Source organism: Flavobacterium sp. ZT3R18 (assembly GCF_007097385.1).
Lineage (GTDB): Bacteria > Bacteroidota > Bacteroidia > Flavobacteriales > Flavobacteriaceae > Flavobacterium.
On record NZ_VJZS01000002.1, the window covers coordinates 290,226 to 308,101 of the forward strand.

The window sequence follows — 17,876 nt, forward strand, 5'->3', positions numbered from 1 at the left end:
ATTGTATAGAAAACCCCAATCGCTTTTTAGTGAATCGGGGTTTTTTTATGACTTTTTTGCTTATATTTGTTCAAATTAAAAACTTATTTATGTACACTATTTTACAAAAATTTCACTCAGGTTGGGCTTATGTTGCATTGTTGGTTCTAGTTATTGCTGTTGTTAATGCCATAATAGGAATGTCTTCTAAAAAAGAATTTACTGCCAAAGACAGAAAAATTGCTTTGTTTGGATTGATAGGTACACACGTTCAATTGTTGGTTGGGTTGATTTTGTATTTTGTGTCTCCGCTAGGATTGGCCTCTTTGGGACAAATGTCTGATAAAGCATTGCGTTTAACTTCATTAGAACACCCTTTGGTTAATTTAATTGCTATTACTCTGATTACTATAGGTTGGTCTAAACATAAAAAATTAACAACTAGCGAATCAAAATTTAAAACCTTTTCTATATTTTACGGTTTAGGATTAGTACTTATTTTAAGTAGAATTCCTTGGTCATTGTGGTTTTAATACAATTTTAAAAAGTCCTGAAAAGGACTTTTTTTTACCAATACTTTTTTGCAATTCAAAGTTTCACCTAATAAACTATAAATGAAAAAAATTATCACACTGTTATTTTTAATAGCCAATGTTGGCTTAATGAGCAGTCAGAGTTCTATTATAAATAACAAGAAATTTTCCATTAATAAAGACACGGTAAAGAAAACTAATAAAATAAGTGAGAAAGAAGTTGTAAAAGAAACTGATAAAGTTGAAGCTGATCCAGATACTGTAATAGTCGAAACGGGGAAGTTTGTATTCTTCAAAAAAAATGCACATGCATCTTATTATCACGATAAGTTTAATGGCAAAAGAACGGCAAGCGGCAAGCGATTTGACAACAAAAAACTAACCGCAGCCCATAGGAAATTCCCTTTTGGAACCAAACTTAGAATCACGAATGAAGCCAATGGTAAATCAGTTGTTGTAGAGGTAATAGACAGAGGGCCTTTTGCAAGAGGAAGAGAAATAGATTTAAGTAAAAAAGCTTTTATGGATATTGCTTCTAATAAAGGAAGTGGAGCTGTAATTGTAAAAATGGAGGAATTGCGAAAGTGATAGCCTTTTTAGTAATTAGTGAAAAGTGATTAGCTCTTGACTGTTGAATGAATTTTGAATTCTTTATAAAATTATGTTATTCTTTATTTCTAATAAAATTAGATTTTTTAGTTCTAAGGCGCGTTTTGCTAATCACTAATTACTCTTCACAATCACTTACTCTTCCCAATTCTTAAACGGGTTGTTGCTTAAATAGGAATTGTAATAGCGTTTGTCATTGGTTACTTCTTTACCTAGCCAAATCGGTTTTTCGAAGAATTCTGTTTCTGATGTAAGTTCAATTTCAGCCATAATTAAGCCTTCATTGTCGCCATAAAATTCATCTATTTCTACTGTATGTTTGGCTGTTTTGACTTCAAATCGAGTTTTGTCAATAACGCCAGCTTCGCACAATAGTAATAATTTTTCGGCTTCCACGACGGGGATTTCTTTTTCCCATTCAAAACGAGACAAGCCCGAATCATTCGACGGTCCTTTTATAGTCAAAAAACCGGTATTTCCTTTTATACGGACTCTTACGGTTCTTTCGGGAACGGAGCTCAGATAGCCTTGTTTTATTCGGTTTTGAGTAAAAGCTTCTTTTTTGAACGCATCCGAAGTGACTAAAAATTTTCTTTCTATTTCTATCATTTTCATGAATTAATAATTTTAGTCCCGAAAGATTTCGGGAGATGATTAACGATTTTTGATTTCTCAAAACAAAATCTGAAATGCTTCGCCAGTTCGCTATCGCTGGGGTCAAAAAGCGTTAATCGAAAATCAGCAATCTTCGCTGCTGCATCAAAGATATTCATTTATTTTTTAACAGTCTCCCGGTATCATTTCTTTCAAAACGTTTCTAAATTTGTAACATGCTCGAACCTGTTCCAAATAGAAAAATCATACACATCGACATGGATGCTTTCTATGCCTCGGTAGAGCAAATGGATAATCCGGAATTGCAGGGAAAGCCCATTGCTGTAGGTGGTGCCGAAAATCGCGGAGTGGTATCTGCAGCCAGTTATGAAGCCAGAAAATTTGGTGTTCGTTCTGCTATAAGCGGTGTTTTGGCCAAAAAGTTTTGTCCAGAACTTATTTTTGTAAAACCACGTTTTGACCGCTACAAAGAAATTTCCAAAAAAATCCATAAAATATTTCGTGATTATACAGACTTGGTCGAGCCCCTTTCGCTAGACGAAGCCTATCTTGATGTTACTCAAAACAAAAAGGGCAATCCTAGTGCCGGTTTATTGGCTCAGGAGATACGATTGCGTATTTTTAATGAAGTAGGCTTAACGGCTTCGGCTGGGATTTCAGTCAATAAATTTGTGGCCAAAATTGCGAGTGATTACAACAAGCCCAACGGTCAAAAAACGGTCAATCCAGACGAAGTGATTTCTTTTTTGGAACAACTACCCATTCAAAAATTCTACGGAGTAGGGAAAGTCACTACCGAAAAAATGTTTCAACTTGGAATTTTTACGGGTTTGGATCTTAAAAGTAAATCGATTGAATTTCTGGAAAAGCATTTTGGTAAGTCGGGAGGTTTCTATTACAATGTGGTTCGGGGTGTTCATAATAGTGAAGTAAAGTCGGACCGAATAACAAAATCAGTAGCTGCGGAACATACTTTTGATAGTAATCTTTCATCGGAGATATTCATGGTCGAAAAGCTTGAAAAAATAGCCCATGAATTAGAGCGACGTTTAAAAAAGCATTCTATTGCGGGTAAAACCATTACTTTGAAAATTAAATACAGCGATTTTACGCAACAAACGCGTAGTAAAACCATGCCTTATTTCATTTCGGATAAAGCGTTGATTCTAGAAACGGTTAAGGAGTTGTTGTATCAGGAGAAAATGAAAGATTCAGTTCGGCTTCTTGGGATTTCCTTGAGTAACTTAAATACCGAAATCAAAAAAACTATAGTGGTTCAGCTTAAATTTGACTTTTGATTAGGAAAGGCATTAGGTTGAACAATGGTTGAGCCCTTATTGCTTTTGCTAGTGTTATTGCTTCGTTCCTCGCAAAGACGTTGCGCATGTCATTGCGAGGAACGAAGCAATCGCATTTGCTAAGGCGGCAATCTAAGATTTGATATTTTAAGAAAGTAGATTTAAACAAAAAAAAAAGACTATCATTGCTGATAGTCTTTTTATGAATGCTCCCTCTCTTGGGCTCGAACCAAGGACCCTCTGATTAACAGTCAGATGCTCTAACCAACTGAGCTAAGAAGGAAAGTGTGATTCACTTTTGAAGCGGTGCAAAGATATGATTTTATTTGGATGTAGCAAATATTTTTTTAAATTTTTTAAAACCTTTTTACGTGTTGGTTTTGCTGCGTTTTGAACAAAAAAAAGACTATCATTTTTTTTACAAATTATATCTTCTGCAAGTTTTTTTAAGCTTGAAAAAAAATGAATTAAGTTTGGTTATGAGAATCTTTCGATTAGTTTCTTACTTAGCTCAGGATACTTATTTAGATTTTGTAAGTAGGCTTTGCTCTTCATTGATTTAATATGTTTTTCGATTTTTCTAGCTTGAATAATGTCTTTGCATACGAAGGAAAAAAATATTGTCCAATCATTTGTTATTTTGGAATATGCACTTTTGAATTCATCACTATTGTGCCAATGAAGACGATTTTCTAAATCGGAAGTTTCTCCAATATAATAGGTGTCTTTTATGGGAGAGTATAAAATATAAACGAAATGATTCATAAACAAATATAAACAAAAAAGCCTGACATTGCTGTCAGGCTTTTAAAAAGCTCCCTCTCTTGGGCTCGAACCAAGGACCCTCTGATTAACAGTCAGATGCTCTAACCAACTGAGCTAAGAAGGAAACTGTATATTTTTATTTCATCAATTTAATAACTTTTGCTCTAACCTCCCGATAGCTATCGGGATGAGCTAAGAAGGAAAGTGTTGTTCACTTTTAAAGCGGTGCAAAGATATGATTTTATTTGGTTGTTGCAAACAAAAATTACAAAAAAATCATTCTTTTTTACTTGCCAATTATGGCCTTGTAAATATCGTTTCCATTAGCAAAAAGCAGTAGGCTTATAAGTAATACGAAACCAGCCATTTGGGCGTTTTCTAAGAATTTGTCGCTCGGTTTTTTACCGCTTACGATTTCAAATAATAAAAACATTACGTGTCCACCATCAAGCGCTGGAATAGGCAATAAGTTCATAACACCAAGCATAATTGATAAAATGGCTGTGATACTCCAGAAAACTTCCCAGCTCCAAGAACTTGGGAAAATATCAAATATGGCTTTAAAACCACCTACTTGTTTGTAAGCTTTGGTTTCTGGATTGAAAATCATTTTTAATTGTTTTCCGTATCCTACCAATTGGTCTTTTCCTTTTTCAATACCAAAAGGAATCGATTCTAAGAAACTATATTTTTGATGCGTGATTTTGTAATATCCTAGTTTTTCAAGCGTTTCAAGTCCTAAACCACCAAGTTGAACTCCAAGTTTACCTTCAGTATTTACTTTTACATTTAGATTTACTTGTTTTTGATCTCTCAAAACTAATGCCGAAACTGTTTTATTTTTGTTGTTTTCTAAAATTACTTTGGCTTGATCAAGGTATTTTGTAGTTTGACCATTTAGAGACAAAAGAATGTCTTTTGCTTTAAGATTTTTATTTAAAGATTCATCGTCGGGTACATTTCCAATAACAAATGGAATTCGTATCGATACCAAAGGTACTTTCTCGACTTTAGACAATTGGTCAACAAAGTCATTTGGCATTTTAATGGTTTGTTCTACTCCATTTCTATCACGGACAACTTCTTTGCCCAAAATAACTTTAGAGCTGATTTCCTTGTCAAAACGTACAATCTTTTCGCCATCTACAGCCACGATTTTGTCACCCGATTTGAATCCTGCATTAATCATCGCTTGATTTTCTATCAAAAGACCGTCTTTCATATCAGCATTTGCAATATAGGAATCTCCATAAGCATACGCCATACCTATATATATAATGAAGGCAAGGATAAAGTTTACCGTTACACCACCCAACATAATAATCAAACGTTGCCAAGCTGGTTTAGACCTAAATTCCCAAGGTTGTGCAGGCAATGCCATTTGTTCCTTGTCCATGCTTTCGTCGATCATTCCAGATATTTTTACATAACCACCAAGAGGCAACCATCCAATGCCGTATTCGGTTTCGCCAATTTTCTTTTTTAGAAGGGAATATTTGACATCAAAAAACAAATAGAATTTCTCGACTCTGGTTTTGAATAATTTAGCAGGAATGAAATGTCCTAATTCGTGAAGTATAATAAGTAATGATAAGCTCAATAAAAATTGAGAAAGCTTGATAACTATTTCCATTTTTTAATTTTCGGTTCTTTAATGACGGACAAAAGTACTATTTTCTATTTTATTATTTGCGCTATATTTTTGGGTATCGTTTTAAATGTTTGTTAATTAATGCATTTTTCGGTTTAATTTTAAACTTAGTAGAATAACTTTACGGTATAAAAATCTTGTTTTAATGCTTCTGGGCTTAAAATGTTAATACCCTTGTATTTATGTCGTCTCCGTTATTTTCTCCTTTACAAATAAAAAGTATTACCCTCAAAAACAGAATTGCAATTTCGCCCATGTGTCAATATTCGGCAGAAGATGGTTTTGCTAATGATTGGCATTTGGTTCATCTTGGCAGCCGTGCTACAGGTGGTTCGGGGCTAATTATCCAAGAGGCTACAGCCGTTTCTCCCGAAGCTAGAATTTCTCCCAGTGATTTAGGTTTGTGGAGCGATGATCACATCGAAAAATTACAATCGATTACCAAGTTTATTAGTAGCCAAGATTCGGTTCCGGGAATACAATTGGCTCATGCTGGCAGAAAAGCGAGTGTTTCGTCTCCTTGGTATGGCAATAAAAAACTGGATCGAAATCAAGGCGGATGGGAAACAGTTGCTCCAAGTGCAATTGCTTTTCATGATTATGAACATGTACCTACACGATTGGATTTTGTAGGGATACAAAAAGTAATTTCCGACTTTAAATTGGCTACTAGAAGAGCGGTTCAGGCAGGATATCAAGTGGTTGAAATTCATGCTGCACATGGTTATTTGTTGCACCAATTCTTATCGCCTTTATCTAATTTAAGGACGGATGAGTATGGAGGTTCTTTTGAAAACCGTATCCGATTGCTTTTAGAAGTGTTGCAAGCGGTTGAGTCTGAATGGCCGAAAGAATTTCCTTTATTGGTAAGAATCTCGGCTATTGACTGGGCAGATGGCGGATGGAATAGTGAAGAATCTTTACAACTTTCGAAAATATTAAAAGAAAACGGAGTCGATTTAATCGATGTTTCCTCAGGCGGATTGGTGTCTCATCAACAAATTCCTTTAGGTCCCAATTATCAAGTCCCTTTTGCCGAACAGATAAAAAAGGAAGCGGGAATTTTGACGGGAGCGGTTGGTTTGATTACCACTTCTCAACAGGCCGAAGCTATTGTAGAAAGTGGGAAAGCAGACCTTGTTTTGTTTGCTAGAGAGTCGCTTAGAAACCCAAATTTAGCTTTGGATTTTGCCCAAGAATTGGGAGTTGATGTACAATGGCCGAAACAATATGATAGGGCTAAAACGAGATAAGTTTCTGTTACTTTTAAACGAGGGTAACGATAAATTGAAAAACTGTAATCCACATTATTTGTGGAAGAACCTAATATAACATGCAAAAAATAAAAACCGCTCTACTATCCTACGGAATGTCTGGAAAAGTTTTTCACACCCCTTTTATAGTATTTCACGATGGATTTGAATTGGTTGGTTCCTGGGAAAGAAGCAAGAAACTCATTCAACAGGATTATCCGAATGTAAAAAGTTATGCAACTCTTGGAGAATTACTTCAAGATGATATTGATTTGGTTATAGTAAATACACCGGTGGAAACTCATTTTGAATATGCCAAAAAAGTGTTGATGGCAGGAAAACACGCCATTGTCGAAAAATCATTTACCACAACGGTAGCTCAAGCTCGGGAATTAGACAATTTGGCCAAAGAAAAAGGTTTAAAACTTTCGGTTTTTCAGAATCGAAGATGGGACAGTGATTTTAAAACGGTACAAAAAGTCTTGAACGATAAAGTGTTGGGAGAATTGGTAGAAGCGGAGTTCCATTTTGATCGCTACAATCCGCTTTTGAGTCCGAAGGGACATAAGGAAACTGCGAATTCCGGTGCTGGAATTCTAAGGGATCTAGGACCGCATTTAATCGACCAAGCATTGTATTTGTTTGGGTTTCCCCAAAGTGTTTTTGCTGATATTCGAGTGACACGCGAGCATTCTTTGGTTGATGATTGTTTGGATATTTTGCTGTATTACCCTGAATTCCGGGTAAGACTTAAAGCGGGATTTTTTGTTAGGGAAGCACTTCCTGCTTATGTGGTTCATGGAAAAAAAGGTTCTTTTTTGAAAGCTCGCGGAGATGTACAAGAAGATAACTTAAAAGTAGGCGCAAAACCGAATTTAACTTCTTGGGGGGAAGAGTCTGTAGAAGACGAAGGGTTATTGCATACAGAAATAAATGGTGAACTCTTTCGGGATAAGATTTCAAGCCTTTCCGGAAACTATTATGGTTTTTTTGAAGGCGTTTATCAGTCTATTATAAATGATAAAAGAGAACCGGTAACGGCTCAAGAAGGATTGCAGGTGATGCAAATTATTGAAGCGGCTATTAAAAGTAGTTCTCAAGGGAAAGTTGTAGAGTTATAAGAATTATGTTTTTAGCACTAAATATCTCGTTTTGCAGCTTGGGTGACACCTCCAAATGATTCTTGTTCGGAGGTGATTGTCGACGATTTTTCAACAATAACGTTGTAATTCCCACTAAATGAAACGATTGTTCGTAAGCCTTTTTTTCTTTTTGTACTTTTGAAAAAAACAATCCCTAAAACAATCGTTTTGATAGATTTAAATTTTATTGGAAGGTCGCGTACAAAAGCAAAATACAAGAAAACCTATACCGACATAAAAGCTTCTTATTTGTCTCGAATACGTTGGGCAGTATCTATGTTTTATTTCGGAATGGGTTTGAGTTTTGCGACTTGGGCCAGCAGAATTCCAGATATTAAGACGGCTTTGCATTTGAGTGATGGAAGTTTAGGGACTGTATTGTTTGCTATACCGCTAGGGCAACTCGTGATTATGCCTTTTTCTGGTAAATTAGTCACTCGTTTTGGCAGTTGCCGTGTTTTGATTTTCTCCTTATTGTTATACGTTTTTAGTTTAACCAATTTAGGATTGGCCAAAGAAACGTGGCAATTATCGCTGGGTTTGTTCCTGTTTGGAATATTTGGAAACTTATCTAATATTGCCGTAAACACCCAAGGGGTTTATACCGAAGTCCTTTATAAAAAAACCATTATGTCTTCTTTTCACGGAATGTGGAGCTTGGCTGGGTTTATAGGTGCTTTGGTTGGTTTAGGAATGCTGGCTTTTGAGCTAACGCCCTATGAACATTTTTTGATAGTGGCAGCAATCGTATTGTTGTTGATTGCTTTTAATTTTAAATTTCTGATCAAAGCCAAAGAGACTTTAAAAGTCGAAAAGAAAAAACTGTTTTCAAAACCAGACAGTGCTTTAATTTGGCTTGGGGTAATTGGTTTTTGTTGCATGGCGAGCGAAGGGGTAATGTTTGATTGGAGTGGTGTTTATTTTAAGGATGTGATTAAAGTTCCCGGACCATTGGTTATTTTGGGCTATACTTCGTTTATGATTACAATGGCAAGCGGACGATTTTTTGGTGACCACTTGATTCATCGATTTGGAAAGCAGCTGATTCTTAAAATTGGAGGTGTTATGATTTCGGTTGGGCTTTTTACCGCAGTTATTTTTCCTTTCATAATTCCATCAACTATTGCCTTTATGTTGGTTGGTTTTGGGGTTTCAACCATTGTCCCTACGGTTTACAGTGTCGCTGGAAAAAATCAAACGGTTCCTGCGGGCGAAGCTTTAACTATAGTTTCTAGCGTTAGTTTTTTGGGTTTTTTGATGGGACCACCACTAATAGGATACATTGCCGAAATTTCGAGTTTGCGATTTTCTTTCGCTTTTATCGGAATCTTTGGGTTTCTCATAGCCCTTATGGTTACTCGAATCAAAGTTATAGATTAAGAATAGAATCCTAAACTACTCCTTTGTTTTTTGTTATAATGAAGAAAAAAATGCTTTTAATTAAATACTTAATAGTTTTTTTCTTAAGTTTATAGCTTGGGTTTCAATCGGCTATTATTTTTATTCGATTGAAATTCAAAATACCACATTTGATTTAGTGTCTTAGTGTCACTTTTTTTCCAAAATTTTTTTATCCTTTTTTAAAACGAATCTAATTTTTGGATATGCTGTATGCAATATTTGGCATACAGCATATCCAATAAGTTTAAAAATATGGTATGAATAAATTTTTGCTAGGAATGCTTTTTTTATTGAATATGAGTTTTGTATTTGCCCAAAAACCAACAGGAATTAAGGGGAAAATCATTGATTCTAAAACCCAAAAACCATTAGAAAATGTAGTGGTAACTATCCAAAATACACCCCTCATGCAACTCACAACGAGCGATGGAATTTTTAGTTTTTATGCTGTTCCTTCAGGAAATCAATTGGTGCTTTTGCACAGTCAGGGGTTCAAAGATGCATTGTTTCCTATTGTAATTGTTAAGGATCAAATGCTAGATTTGGGAGCTATTCCATTAGAGGACAATCAAACTTCAGAGCAACAAACAGGAATTATCACACTACTTGAAAGCGATTTAAGTGATGATAATAGTGGCTCCGAAAGTACTTCGGGGCTTTTGCAATCCTCCAGAGATGCTTTTCAACAAGCGGCGGCTTTCAATTGGGGGCAAGCCCGTTTTCGGATTCGGGGGTTAGACAGTCAGTATGCCACTACGATGATCAACGGAGTTACGATGAACAAACTTTTTGACGGCAGACCACAATGGGGCGATTGGGGCGGATTGAATAATGTGATTCGGAATCAAGAATTTACGGTGGGTTCTTTTCCTTCGGATTATGCTTTTGGCGGTATTTTGGGAACCCAAGAAATCAACACTCGCGCTTCGATTTACAAACCGGACATGATTCTTTCTTTTTCGGGAACCAATACTAATTATTCCTGGCGAATGATGGCTACTTATGCCTCTGGAATGAATAACAAAGGATGGGCTTATGTGGTTTCGGCAGGAACTCGTTGGGCAGACGAGGGGTATTTTGATGGAACCAATTATAATGCTTTAGCGGGTTTCATTAGTGTAGAAAAGAAAATAAACGACCAGCATTCTTTGAATTTCTCAGGATTTTACACGCCCAATTCCCGAGCCAAAAATTCGCCAAATACCGCTGAAGTTACGGGATTAACGAGCGAAAAATACAATTCGTATTGGGGTTGGCAAGACGGCAAAAAACGGAATGCAAGAATAAAAACGATTGAGGAGCCCATCTTGATGCTGAATCATTTTTTTACCCTCAACGATCATACGATTCTGAATTCGAGTTTGACGTATCAATTTGGTAAAATAACGAATAGTAACATCGATTATCAAAATGGGAATAGTCCAGACCCGACCTATTATAGAAAAATGCCAAGCTATTACAGTTCGTTATATGCACCCGATAACGGAGAATTTTCAGGAGCATTTATACCCGATTATGAGAATGCAGACAAAAGTGTAGCGCTGTTTCTCGCCAATAATCAAATTGATTGGAAGGCGCTGTATTATGCGAATCAATCTCCTGTTTTGGATGCAAGCGGAAAAATAACAGGTTATGCTTCCGCAAAAAGCAATTATGTTTTGTACGAAGATCGTACGGATGACCAAACGATAACGGCCAATTCTACCTTTAATACGCAATTGAGTGATACTCTTTTCTTGACGGCAGGAGGTTTTTACAGTCATTTAAAATCCCATAATTACCAACAATTAACGGATTTATTGGGAGGTTTGTATTTTGATGATATTGATGTTTTTTATAATGGAAATCAAGCTCAATCGGATTTGAATCATCCCGATAGACAGGTTGTGGTGGGAGATGCGTATGGCTACAATTTTAATTATGATGCGAATACGTTAAACCTTTTTACCAACTTTAAATTTACGTATGATAAAGTCGATTTTTATTTGGCACAAAACTTCATAAGTACGAATTATCAAAGAGAAGGCCTGTACCAAAACGGAATCTACGCAACCAATTCTTTTGGGAAAAGCGAGAAAGTAAAGTTTGAGAATTTTGGTTTTAAAGGTGGAATACTTTTTAAAATTTCGGGGAAACAGCAGTTGAATTTTAATGGAGCGTATCTTTCCAATGCCCCAACCATCCGGAATACGTTTCCCAATTCCCGTTTGAACAATTCGGTTGTAGCGGATTTAGAAAATGAAAACATAAGTAGTTTGGATGTGAGTTATTTTTATCGCACTCCAAAATGGCAAACCCGTCTCACTCTTTTTTATGCCACGATAAAGAACATCACACAAACTTCTTTCTTTTACGCCGAGGGAATATTTGATGATGGAGCAGGATATGCCAATACCGATGCTTTTGTGAGTCAGACTTTAACACATCTAGACAAGAAAAACTTAGGAGCCGAATTCAGTTTTCAGTACCAATTAAGTCCAACTCTAATGACTAATTTCTCGGCAGCTTATGGTCAATATACGTACGATAGCAATCCCAATGTCACCATAACCAATGACGCTCAAGCCACTATTGAAAATCCCAATCCCGTATTTGATTTTGGAACTTCGACATTACAAAATTACCATCAGGGGGGAATGCCTCAGCAAGCGTTTGCTTTAGGAATTGAATACCGAGACCCCAAATATTGGTGGATTGGTGTCAATATCAATTATTTGGCCGATAGTTTTATAGATATTTCTCCTATTTCCAGAACAGCTACATTCTATAAAAATCCCGAAAGTGGCTTTAATTTTCCAGAAGTTTCGGAGGAAAGAGCCAGAGAATTATTAACACAAGAAGCTTTCGAGCCTACCACTTTGTTAAACATTTCGGGAGGTAAGTCTTGGAGAGTAAAAGGCAAGAATATCGGGCTTTTTGCAACGGTAAATAATGTTCTGGATTTGACTTATAAAACGGGAGGATATGAGCAGGCTCGAAATGCTAATTTTCGGCAACTCAATCAAGATGTTTCTAGCGGAACTCCCAATTTTGGGAATAAATATTTTTACGGTTACGGGAGAACGTATTTTGTAAACCTGTACATCAATTTATAAATTTTTAAAATAAAGAATATGAAGTTAAAGTACTGCGTTGTTTTTTTAGGAATTGCAATGACTTTTGGTGGCTGCGCAAAGGAGGAATTTGATGTGCCAAAACTAAGTTGTACCCAACCCGATTTGAAAGTCAATCGTACTGTTGAAGAAGTTCGAGCCACTGCAAGTTCCATAGTGACTCAATATAAATATGATGACATTATTGAAGCGTATGTTGTTTCCAGTGATGAGTCTGGAAATTTTTTTAAGACTATTTCGTTTCAAACTTTGGCAACAGCCACAATACCAGCAATGGGTTTTAGCGTCCCTGTTGATGCTTCGAATACCTACATTGATTTTCGATTAGGGAATAAAGTGTATCTCAAAATGAAAGATCAATATACCGACATTTATTTTGGAGGAATGCGTATTGGGAGTATTTATGTCAATACCTATAATGAAGGAGGGGTTGGTAGAATTTCTCCAAACGATTATAAAAAAGTCTTGAATGCTTCTTGTACAATGCTAAGCGAGGAACTACTGGTTCGTCCTATTTCTATACCCGATTTATTGCGCGATTCGAACATCAATACGCTGGTAGAATTGTCGGATGTGCAATTTACCAGTGATGCTATTGGTCGTCATTATTATGAAGAGTCCAATGATGTTGGGGGCGCTACCAATTGGAGTTTGATAGATAGATTAGGGAATCAAGTTTTGTTTCGAACCAGTAGTTTTTCTGATTTTGCTGATAAAATTGTTCCAGACGGAAGTGGAAAAGTACGAGGGGTTTTGACCAAATTTGGCTCGGATTATCAATTGTTGGCACGATCCGAAAAAGATGTGATGTTTACCGGTACTGCTACAGTTCCGTTCTTTGCCGAAAATTTCCAAAGTGTAGTGACCAATACTAAACTCAATCTTCCGGGTTGGGCTAATTTAGTACAAAAAGGAACTAAATTTTGGTTGGGAACTTTGTACGCAGGAAATGGTTATGCCGAGTTTAATGCCACAGGAACCAAAGTAGCATCGAATATAGCTTGGCTGATTTCTCCAAAAATTGATATGGATTTGCATACCAAAGAAGTGCTCACTTTTAGATCGGCACAGCATCACTTGGATGTTGATTCTCCTTTAAATTCGCTCGAAGTATATGTCTCTAAAAACTTTGATGGTTTGAATATTGACAAAGCCACGTGGATTCCACTAAAAGTTATATTACCCAAACAAGCAACACCTTGGTATCAGTTTGTGGGTTCTGGAGGAATTGATTTGTCATCCTATGCGGGTAAAATAAATATTGCTTTCAAGTACACCGGCTCAGGAAAGAATCTTGCTTTGGATGGCGCTTTTCAAGTAGACGATGTTCAGATTTTTGGAGATAAATAAAAAACCGTCTTGAATCTATTTAAGAGACAAGACGGTTTTTAAGTGTTGTTTGTATAAGGGTTTTTGAAACTATTCTATTTCAGAAACTCTTAATGTGTTTACCATTCCTTTTTCAATGATTGGCATTGCAGCTAAGTTAATTAGGAAATCTCCTTTTTTTACAAAACCTTTTTCTTTTACAATCGCATTTACGTCTGTAACGGTATCATCGGTACTTACTCTTTTGTCATAATAGAAAGATTTTACTCCCCATAATAAATTAAGTTGGGTAAGGATTCTTTTATTTGAAGTAAAAACCAAAATATGGGCAGATGGTCTCCAAGCCGAAATTTGGAAAGCCGTATAGCCACTATTGGTCAAGGTACAAATCGCTTTTGCTTTAATCACATTGGCCATAAGGGCAGCGTGATGACAAATTGTTTTAGTGATAAAACGGTTTGTTCTTACTTGTGGTGTGTTTTGTGGAACTTGGATAAGCGGAGAATCTTCAACTGCTTCAATAATTTGAGTCATTTTTTGGATTACTTGTACTGGATAATTTCCTGTAGCAGTTTCTCCAGAAAGCATTACTGCATCGGCTCCATCCATTACAGAGTTGGCAACATCATTTACTTCAGCACGGGTTGGTGTCAAGCTTGTGATCATTGTTTCCATCATCTGAGTAGCAACAATTACAGGAATTCTCGCTGTTTTTGCTCTGCGAATTAATTCTTTTTGAACCAATGGCACTTCATGAGCAGGAAGTTCAACTCCTAAATCACCACGAGCTACCATCAAAGCATCGCAATAAGCAACAATTCGATCTATGTTTTCTAATGCCTCAGGCATCTCTATCTTGGCGATAATCGGGATTTTGTATTCAGAATGTTTGGCAATTAAGTCTTGTAAGTCTTGTAAATCTTGTGGCGTTTTTACAAAAGAAAGAGCAATCCAGTCTAAATTTTGTTCTATTGCAAAAATAGCATCTGCAACATCTTTTTCAGTCATCGCTGGTAAAGAAATTTTAGTGTTAGGTAAATTTACCCCTTTCTTAGATTTTAATTCACCCCCTTGAATTACACGAGCTACAACTTCTGATTTCTTATCAGTTGTAACAATTTCAAAAATCAGTTTTCCGTCATCCAGTAATATTCTTTCTCCCGGATTTACATCATTTGGAAAATTGGCATATTTCATGAATACTTTCTTGGCAGTACCCAGTATATCTTCGGCGGTTGTGAAAGTAATTAAATCACCGTCATTTACTACAACACCATCTTCCATAACACCAACACGTAGTTTAGGTCCTTGTAAATCTCCTAGAATTGCGGTAGTATATCCAAACTCTTCATTCAGACCTCGTATAATACTTATTTTTTGTTTTACATCCTCGTAATCAGCATGCGAAAAATTCACTCTAAATACATTTACTCCTGCATCAATCATGTCTTTTATGATTTCTCTTGTACTACATGCAGGCCCAAGTGTGGCTACAATTTTGGTTTTTTTGTTTGTAAGCATTGGTATTAAAAAATTAAATTGTTTTTTGATTTTAGTTTATTAGTGTCAACAATATACATCGTAGTTATATTGTCAATGGTATTTAATGTATTCTGTATTTTTAAAATATTTAAATCGGCTACGCCGTTTTCTATTTTCAAAAAGTAATCTGCTTTTTTGAATTCTGGAAGCATATACACTTTTGATGAAACGTCCATGTTCATATTAGAAAACAAGTCCAGACTCTCTTTTTTTTGTTTTTGAATGACTTCGTTTTTATTTTGTATCAAATCCCAAGAAATTTCTTTTTTCTTTTCATAATAATGAAATCTCGAAAAATGGACTTCTCCATCTTTTCCAGTAATTTGAATTTCTTTTTTAGATTTACTAAGGCTTACATTAAATTTTTGATTGATGTAATAAGCCAATCGATAATCATCTAATGAGGTATAAATAGCAATTAGACTATAATCTATTTCGTCAAATTCGCCAAGATCTAATTTATGAATTGCCATTTCATTTACATATAAAGCGTAAATATACCATTTCTATTCAAGCAAATAGAAGGCAAATAGCTAGGATTATACTATTTTATTAACGAAAACGATGTAGTATTACTAACGTTATAGTTGTTTTCTGTCAATTTTTTCTTGAAAAGCAAAATAAGCGCGTTGGGATGCTTTCTCTTCTGCTTTCTTTTTTGAAGTCGCTCTGGCTTTGGCGATAACTTTATCGTCAATACTAAGTTTTACACCAAATAAACGTTGACCATCTATGGCATTATCTTCAAAAATGTCATAATGAAATACTTTTTTTTCTTTTTGACACCATTCTATAACCAAGCTTTTATAGCTGATCACTTTTCCTTCTAATCGAGCAATATCTACATAAGGTACGATTACTCTTTTTTGGATAAATTTTTCACAATATTCATAGCCTCTGTCTAAGTAGATGGCTCCAACTAATGATTCGAAAATATTACCGTGTATGTTTTCTCCAAAATGATGTAAAGGAACTTTGCTTTCAATAAATTGAATTAAATTTAAATCCTTTCCTAGTTCATTTAAGTGTTCTCTACTAACAATTTTAGAACGCATTTTGGTAAGGTAACCCTCATCTCCCAAAGGAGCTTCAGTAAAAAGGTAGGCTGCTATAACTGAACTTAGCATGGCATCCCCAAGAAATTCCAGTCTTTCGTAATTAATGGGATTTCCTTTTAAATCCAACCGATTGGAAGAGCGGTGGGTGAAAGCTTTTTTGTAAAACTCAAGAGTTAGTGGGCTAAATCCAAGAATAGGTTGAATAGCATCAAAAAAAATCCCGTCTTCTGGAGAACGGGATTTTGAGAATATTTTTTTTAGGATACGCATCTATTATTCGTTTTCTAATTTTTTAAATAGAACGCAAGCATTGTGACCTCCAAATCCGAAAGTATTACTCATAGCCACATTTACCTCTCTCTTTTGGGCTACGTTGAGAGTTAGATTTAGGCTAGGGTCAATTGTTGGATCTGCAACTTGATGATTAATTGTTGGAGGAATTATTCCGTATTTCATAGCTAGAATAGAAGCTATTGCTTCAATTGCTCCAGCACCACCAAGTAAATGACCAGTCATTGATTTGGTTGAATTTATATTTATATTTTTTGCATGACTCCCAAAAACATGACTAATTGCTTTCAATTCGGCAACATCTCCCAAAGGCGTAGAAGTTCCATGAGTATTGATGTGGTCTACTTGGTCTGGAGTCATTCCTGCATCTCTCAAAGTGTTCTCCATTACGGCAATTACACCTATTCCTTCAGGATGCGGGGCCGTCAAATGATAAGCATCAGAGGACATACCACAACCACCAACCTCACAATATATTTTTGCACCCCTTGCTTTTGCGTGTTCATATTCTTCAAATACTAAAGCTCCAGATCCTTCACCAAGTACAAATCCATCTCGTGTGGCGTCAAATGGTCTTGAAGCAGTCTCTGGACTGTCATTTCTAGTGGATAATGCATGCATAGAACTAAATCCGCCCATTCCTGCAATGGTTATGGCAGCTTCAGATCCTCCAGTAATAATTACATCACACATTCCCAATCGGATATAGTTGAAAGCATCAATCATGGCATTTGAAGAGGAGGCACAGGCTGAAACTGTTGTGTAATTGGGACCCATAAAGCCATTTCTCATAGAGATATGAGCGGGTGCTATATCGGCAATCATTTTAGGAATAAAGAAAGGATTAAATTTTGGAGTACCGTCGCATTTAGCATAATATAATACCTCGTCTTGAAAGGTTTCTAATCCACCAATTCCAGCTCCCCAAATCACACCTACTCTTTGTTTATCTATATTTTCCGGAGTAATTCCAGCATCTTTTATGGCTTCATCACTAGAGGCAATAGCATATTGTGCAAATTTATCCAATCTTCTGGCTTCTTTGCGATCCATGTATACTTCAAAGTTGAAATTTTTAACTTCACAAGCAAATTTCGTCTTATGTTTTTCAGTATCATAATACGTAATGGGTGCTGCACCGCTTATCCCATTAATAAGTCCATTCCAATATTCTTGGATATTATTTCCAATGGGAGTAAGAGCACCAAGGCCTGTTACAACAACTCTTTTTAAAACCATAACTCTTTTGTTTTGTTATCTTTTTAAACAAATAAAGCCCATGCTTTCTATACTGTAA

General features: G+C 35.9%; 15 protein-coding genes and 2 tRNA genes. 8 read left to right on the forward strand and 9 right to left on the reverse strand.

Annotation, left to right across the window (positions count from 1 at the left end; genetic code table 11):
- The first annotated feature begins 89 nt into the window (after nucleotides 1-89).
- Entirely contained in the window at nucleotides 90-512 is a 423-nt protein-coding gene (locus FNW52_RS03835; protein ID WP_143376140.1) for a hypothetical protein, read from the forward strand.
- A gap of 81 nt (nucleotides 513-593) precedes the next feature.
- The gene (locus FNW52_RS03840; RefSeq protein WP_143376141.1) at nucleotides 594-1,100 is read left to right on the forward strand and encodes a septal ring lytic transglycosylase RlpA family protein; all 507 of its coding nucleotides are present in this window, start codon (nucleotides 594-596) and stop codon (nucleotides 1,098-1,100) included.
- A gap of 156 nt (nucleotides 1,101-1,256) precedes the next feature.
- Here the strand turns inward: FNW52_RS03840 and FNW52_RS03845 are convergent, their stop codons facing one another.
- Nucleotides 1,257-1,730: a CYTH domain-containing protein gene (locus FNW52_RS03845; RefSeq protein ID WP_143376260.1), complete on the reverse strand. Its 474-nt coding sequence runs from the start codon at nucleotides 1,728-1,730 to the stop codon at nucleotides 1,257-1,259.
- 221 nt (nucleotides 1,731-1,951) lie between these two features.
- Here FNW52_RS03845 and dinB point away from each other — a divergent pair, with 221 nt between their 5' ends.
- Nucleotides 1,952-3,034 carry a DNA polymerase IV gene (gene dinB / locus FNW52_RS03850; RefSeq protein WP_143376142.1) on the forward strand — a complete coding sequence of 361 codons (1,083 nt, stop codon included), beginning with the start codon at nucleotides 1,952-1,954 and terminating at the stop codon, nucleotides 3,032-3,034.
- Nucleotides 3,035-3,243: 209 nt separating this feature from the next.
- On the opposite strand, the gene FNW52_RS03855 is transcribed toward dinB, so the two are convergent.
- The 4 genes from FNW52_RS03855 to rseP all read right to left on the reverse strand — a co-directional run bounded on the left by FNW52_RS03855 (nucleotide 3,244) and on the right by rseP (nucleotide 5,432).
- A tRNA-Asn gene (locus FNW52_RS03855) sits at nucleotides 3,244-3,317 on the reverse strand.
- 194 nt (nucleotides 3,318-3,511) lie between these two features.
- Nucleotides 3,512-3,799: a GIY-YIG nuclease family protein gene (locus tag FNW52_RS03860; protein ID WP_143376143.1), complete on the reverse strand. Its 288-nt coding sequence runs from the start codon at nucleotides 3,797-3,799 to the stop codon at nucleotides 3,512-3,514.
- A 50-nt stretch (nucleotides 3,800-3,849) separates the two neighbouring features.
- A tRNA-Asn gene (locus tag FNW52_RS03865) sits at nucleotides 3,850-3,923 on the reverse strand.
- A gap of 162 nt (nucleotides 3,924-4,085) precedes the next feature.
- Complete coding sequence (rseP, locus tag FNW52_RS03870) at nucleotides 4,086-5,432, reverse strand: RIP metalloprotease RseP (protein WP_143376144.1); 1,347 nt, start codon at nucleotides 5,430-5,432, stop codon at nucleotides 4,086-4,088.
- 200 nt (nucleotides 5,433-5,632) lie between these two features.
- Between rseP and FNW52_RS03875 the strand changes: the two genes are divergently transcribed.
- The 5 genes from FNW52_RS03875 (at nucleotide 5,633) to FNW52_RS03895 (ending at nucleotide 13,709) form a co-directional block, all read left to right on the forward strand.
- A complete protein-coding gene (locus tag FNW52_RS03875; RefSeq protein WP_143376145.1) occupies nucleotides 5,633-6,703 on the forward strand; it encodes an NADH:flavin oxidoreductase/NADH oxidase in 1,071 nt (356 codons plus the stop codon).
- An 80-nt stretch (nucleotides 6,704-6,783) separates the two neighbouring features.
- Nucleotides 6,784-7,824: a Gfo/Idh/MocA family oxidoreductase gene (locus FNW52_RS03880; protein WP_143376146.1), complete on the forward strand. Its 1,041-nt coding sequence runs from the start codon at nucleotides 6,784-6,786 to the stop codon at nucleotides 7,822-7,824.
- Nucleotides 7,825-8,013: 189 nt separating this feature from the next.
- Nucleotides 8,014-9,225, forward strand: a complete 1,212-nt coding sequence (locus tag FNW52_RS03885; protein ID WP_143376147.1) for an MFS transporter — start codon at nucleotides 8,014-8,016, stop codon at nucleotides 9,223-9,225.
- Between the two features lie 278 nt (nucleotides 9,226-9,503).
- On the forward strand, nucleotides 9,504-12,341 hold the full coding sequence (locus FNW52_RS03890; RefSeq protein WP_143376148.1) for a carboxypeptidase-like regulatory domain-containing protein: 2,838 nt from the start codon (nucleotides 9,504-9,506) through the stop codon (nucleotides 12,339-12,341).
- Between the two features lie 18 nt (nucleotides 12,342-12,359).
- Entirely contained in the window at nucleotides 12,360-13,709 is a 1,350-nt protein-coding gene (locus FNW52_RS03895; RefSeq protein ID WP_143376149.1) for a DUF5689 domain-containing protein, read from the forward strand.
- A 69-nt stretch (nucleotides 13,710-13,778) separates the two neighbouring features.
- Here the strand turns inward: FNW52_RS03895 and pyk are convergent, their stop codons facing one another.
- The 4 genes from pyk to fabF form a co-directional block, all read right to left on the reverse strand.
- The gene (gene pyk, locus FNW52_RS03900; RefSeq protein ID WP_143376150.1) at nucleotides 13,779-15,209 is read right to left on the reverse strand and encodes a pyruvate kinase; all 1,431 of its coding nucleotides are present in this window, start codon (nucleotides 15,207-15,209) and stop codon (nucleotides 13,779-13,781) included.
- A 5-nt stretch (nucleotides 15,210-15,214) separates the two neighbouring features.
- Nucleotides 15,215-15,703, reverse strand: coding sequence for an IPExxxVDY family protein (locus tag FNW52_RS03905; protein ID WP_143376151.1), 489 nt, complete (start codon nucleotides 15,701-15,703; stop codon nucleotides 15,215-15,217).
- 108 nt (nucleotides 15,704-15,811) lie between these two features.
- Nucleotides 15,812-16,558 (reverse strand): ribonuclease III family protein, encoded by a 747-nt coding sequence (locus tag FNW52_RS03910; RefSeq protein ID WP_143376152.1) that lies wholly within the window; start codon nucleotides 16,556-16,558, stop codon nucleotides 15,812-15,814.
- A gap of 3 nt (nucleotides 16,559-16,561) precedes the next feature.
- Entirely contained in the window at nucleotides 16,562-17,818 is a 1,257-nt protein-coding gene (gene fabF, locus FNW52_RS03915; RefSeq protein WP_143376153.1) for a beta-ketoacyl-ACP synthase II, read from the reverse strand.
- Nucleotides 17,819-17,876 lie beyond the last annotated feature (58 nt).

Excerpts from the sequence above, each read along its gene's own strand:
- FNW52_RS03835 (WP_143376140.1), top strand. The coding sequence starts at position 90 with ATGTACACTATTTTACAAAAATTTCACTCAGGTTGGGCTTATGTTGCA.
- FNW52_RS03840 (WP_143376141.1), top strand. The coding sequence starts at position 594 with ATGAAAAAAATTATCACACTGTTATTTTTAATAGCCAATGTTGGCTTA.
- FNW52_RS03845 (WP_143376260.1), bottom strand. The coding sequence starts at position 1,730 with ATGATAGAAATAGAAAGAAAATTTTTAGTCACTTCGGATGCGTTCAAA.
- dinB (WP_143376142.1), top strand. The coding sequence starts at position 1,952 with ATGCTCGAACCTGTTCCAAATAGAAAAATCATACACATCGACATGGAT.
- FNW52_RS03860 (WP_143376143.1), bottom strand. The coding sequence starts at position 3,799 with ATGAATCATTTCGTTTATATTTTATACTCTCCCATAAAAGACACCTAT.
- rseP (WP_143376144.1), bottom strand. The coding sequence starts at position 5,432 with ATGGAAATAGTTATCAAGCTTTCTCAATTTTTATTGAGCTTATCATTA.
- FNW52_RS03875 (WP_143376145.1), top strand. The coding sequence starts at position 5,633 with ATGTCGTCTCCGTTATTTTCTCCTTTACAAATAAAAAGTATTACCCTC.
- FNW52_RS03880 (WP_143376146.1), top strand. The coding sequence starts at position 6,784 with ATGCAAAAAATAAAAACCGCTCTACTATCCTACGGAATGTCTGGAAAA.
- FNW52_RS03890 (WP_143376148.1), top strand. The coding sequence starts at position 9,504 with ATGAATAAATTTTTGCTAGGAATGCTTTTTTTATTGAATATGAGTTTT.
- FNW52_RS03895 (WP_143376149.1), top strand. The coding sequence starts at position 12,360 with ATGAAGTTAAAGTACTGCGTTGTTTTTTTAGGAATTGCAATGACTTTT.
- pyk (WP_143376150.1), bottom strand. The coding sequence starts at position 15,209 with ATGCTTACAAACAAAAAAACCAAAATTGTAGCCACACTTGGGCCTGCA.
- FNW52_RS03905 (WP_143376151.1), bottom strand. The coding sequence starts at position 15,703 with ATGGCAATTCATAAATTAGATCTTGGCGAATTTGACGAAATAGATTAT.
- FNW52_RS03910 (WP_143376152.1), bottom strand. The coding sequence starts at position 16,558 with ATGCGTATCCTAAAAAAAATATTCTCAAAATCCCGTTCTCCAGAAGAC.
- fabF (WP_143376153.1), bottom strand. The coding sequence starts at position 17,818 with ATGGTTTTAAAAAGAGTTGTTGTAACAGGCCTTGGTGCTCTTACTCCC.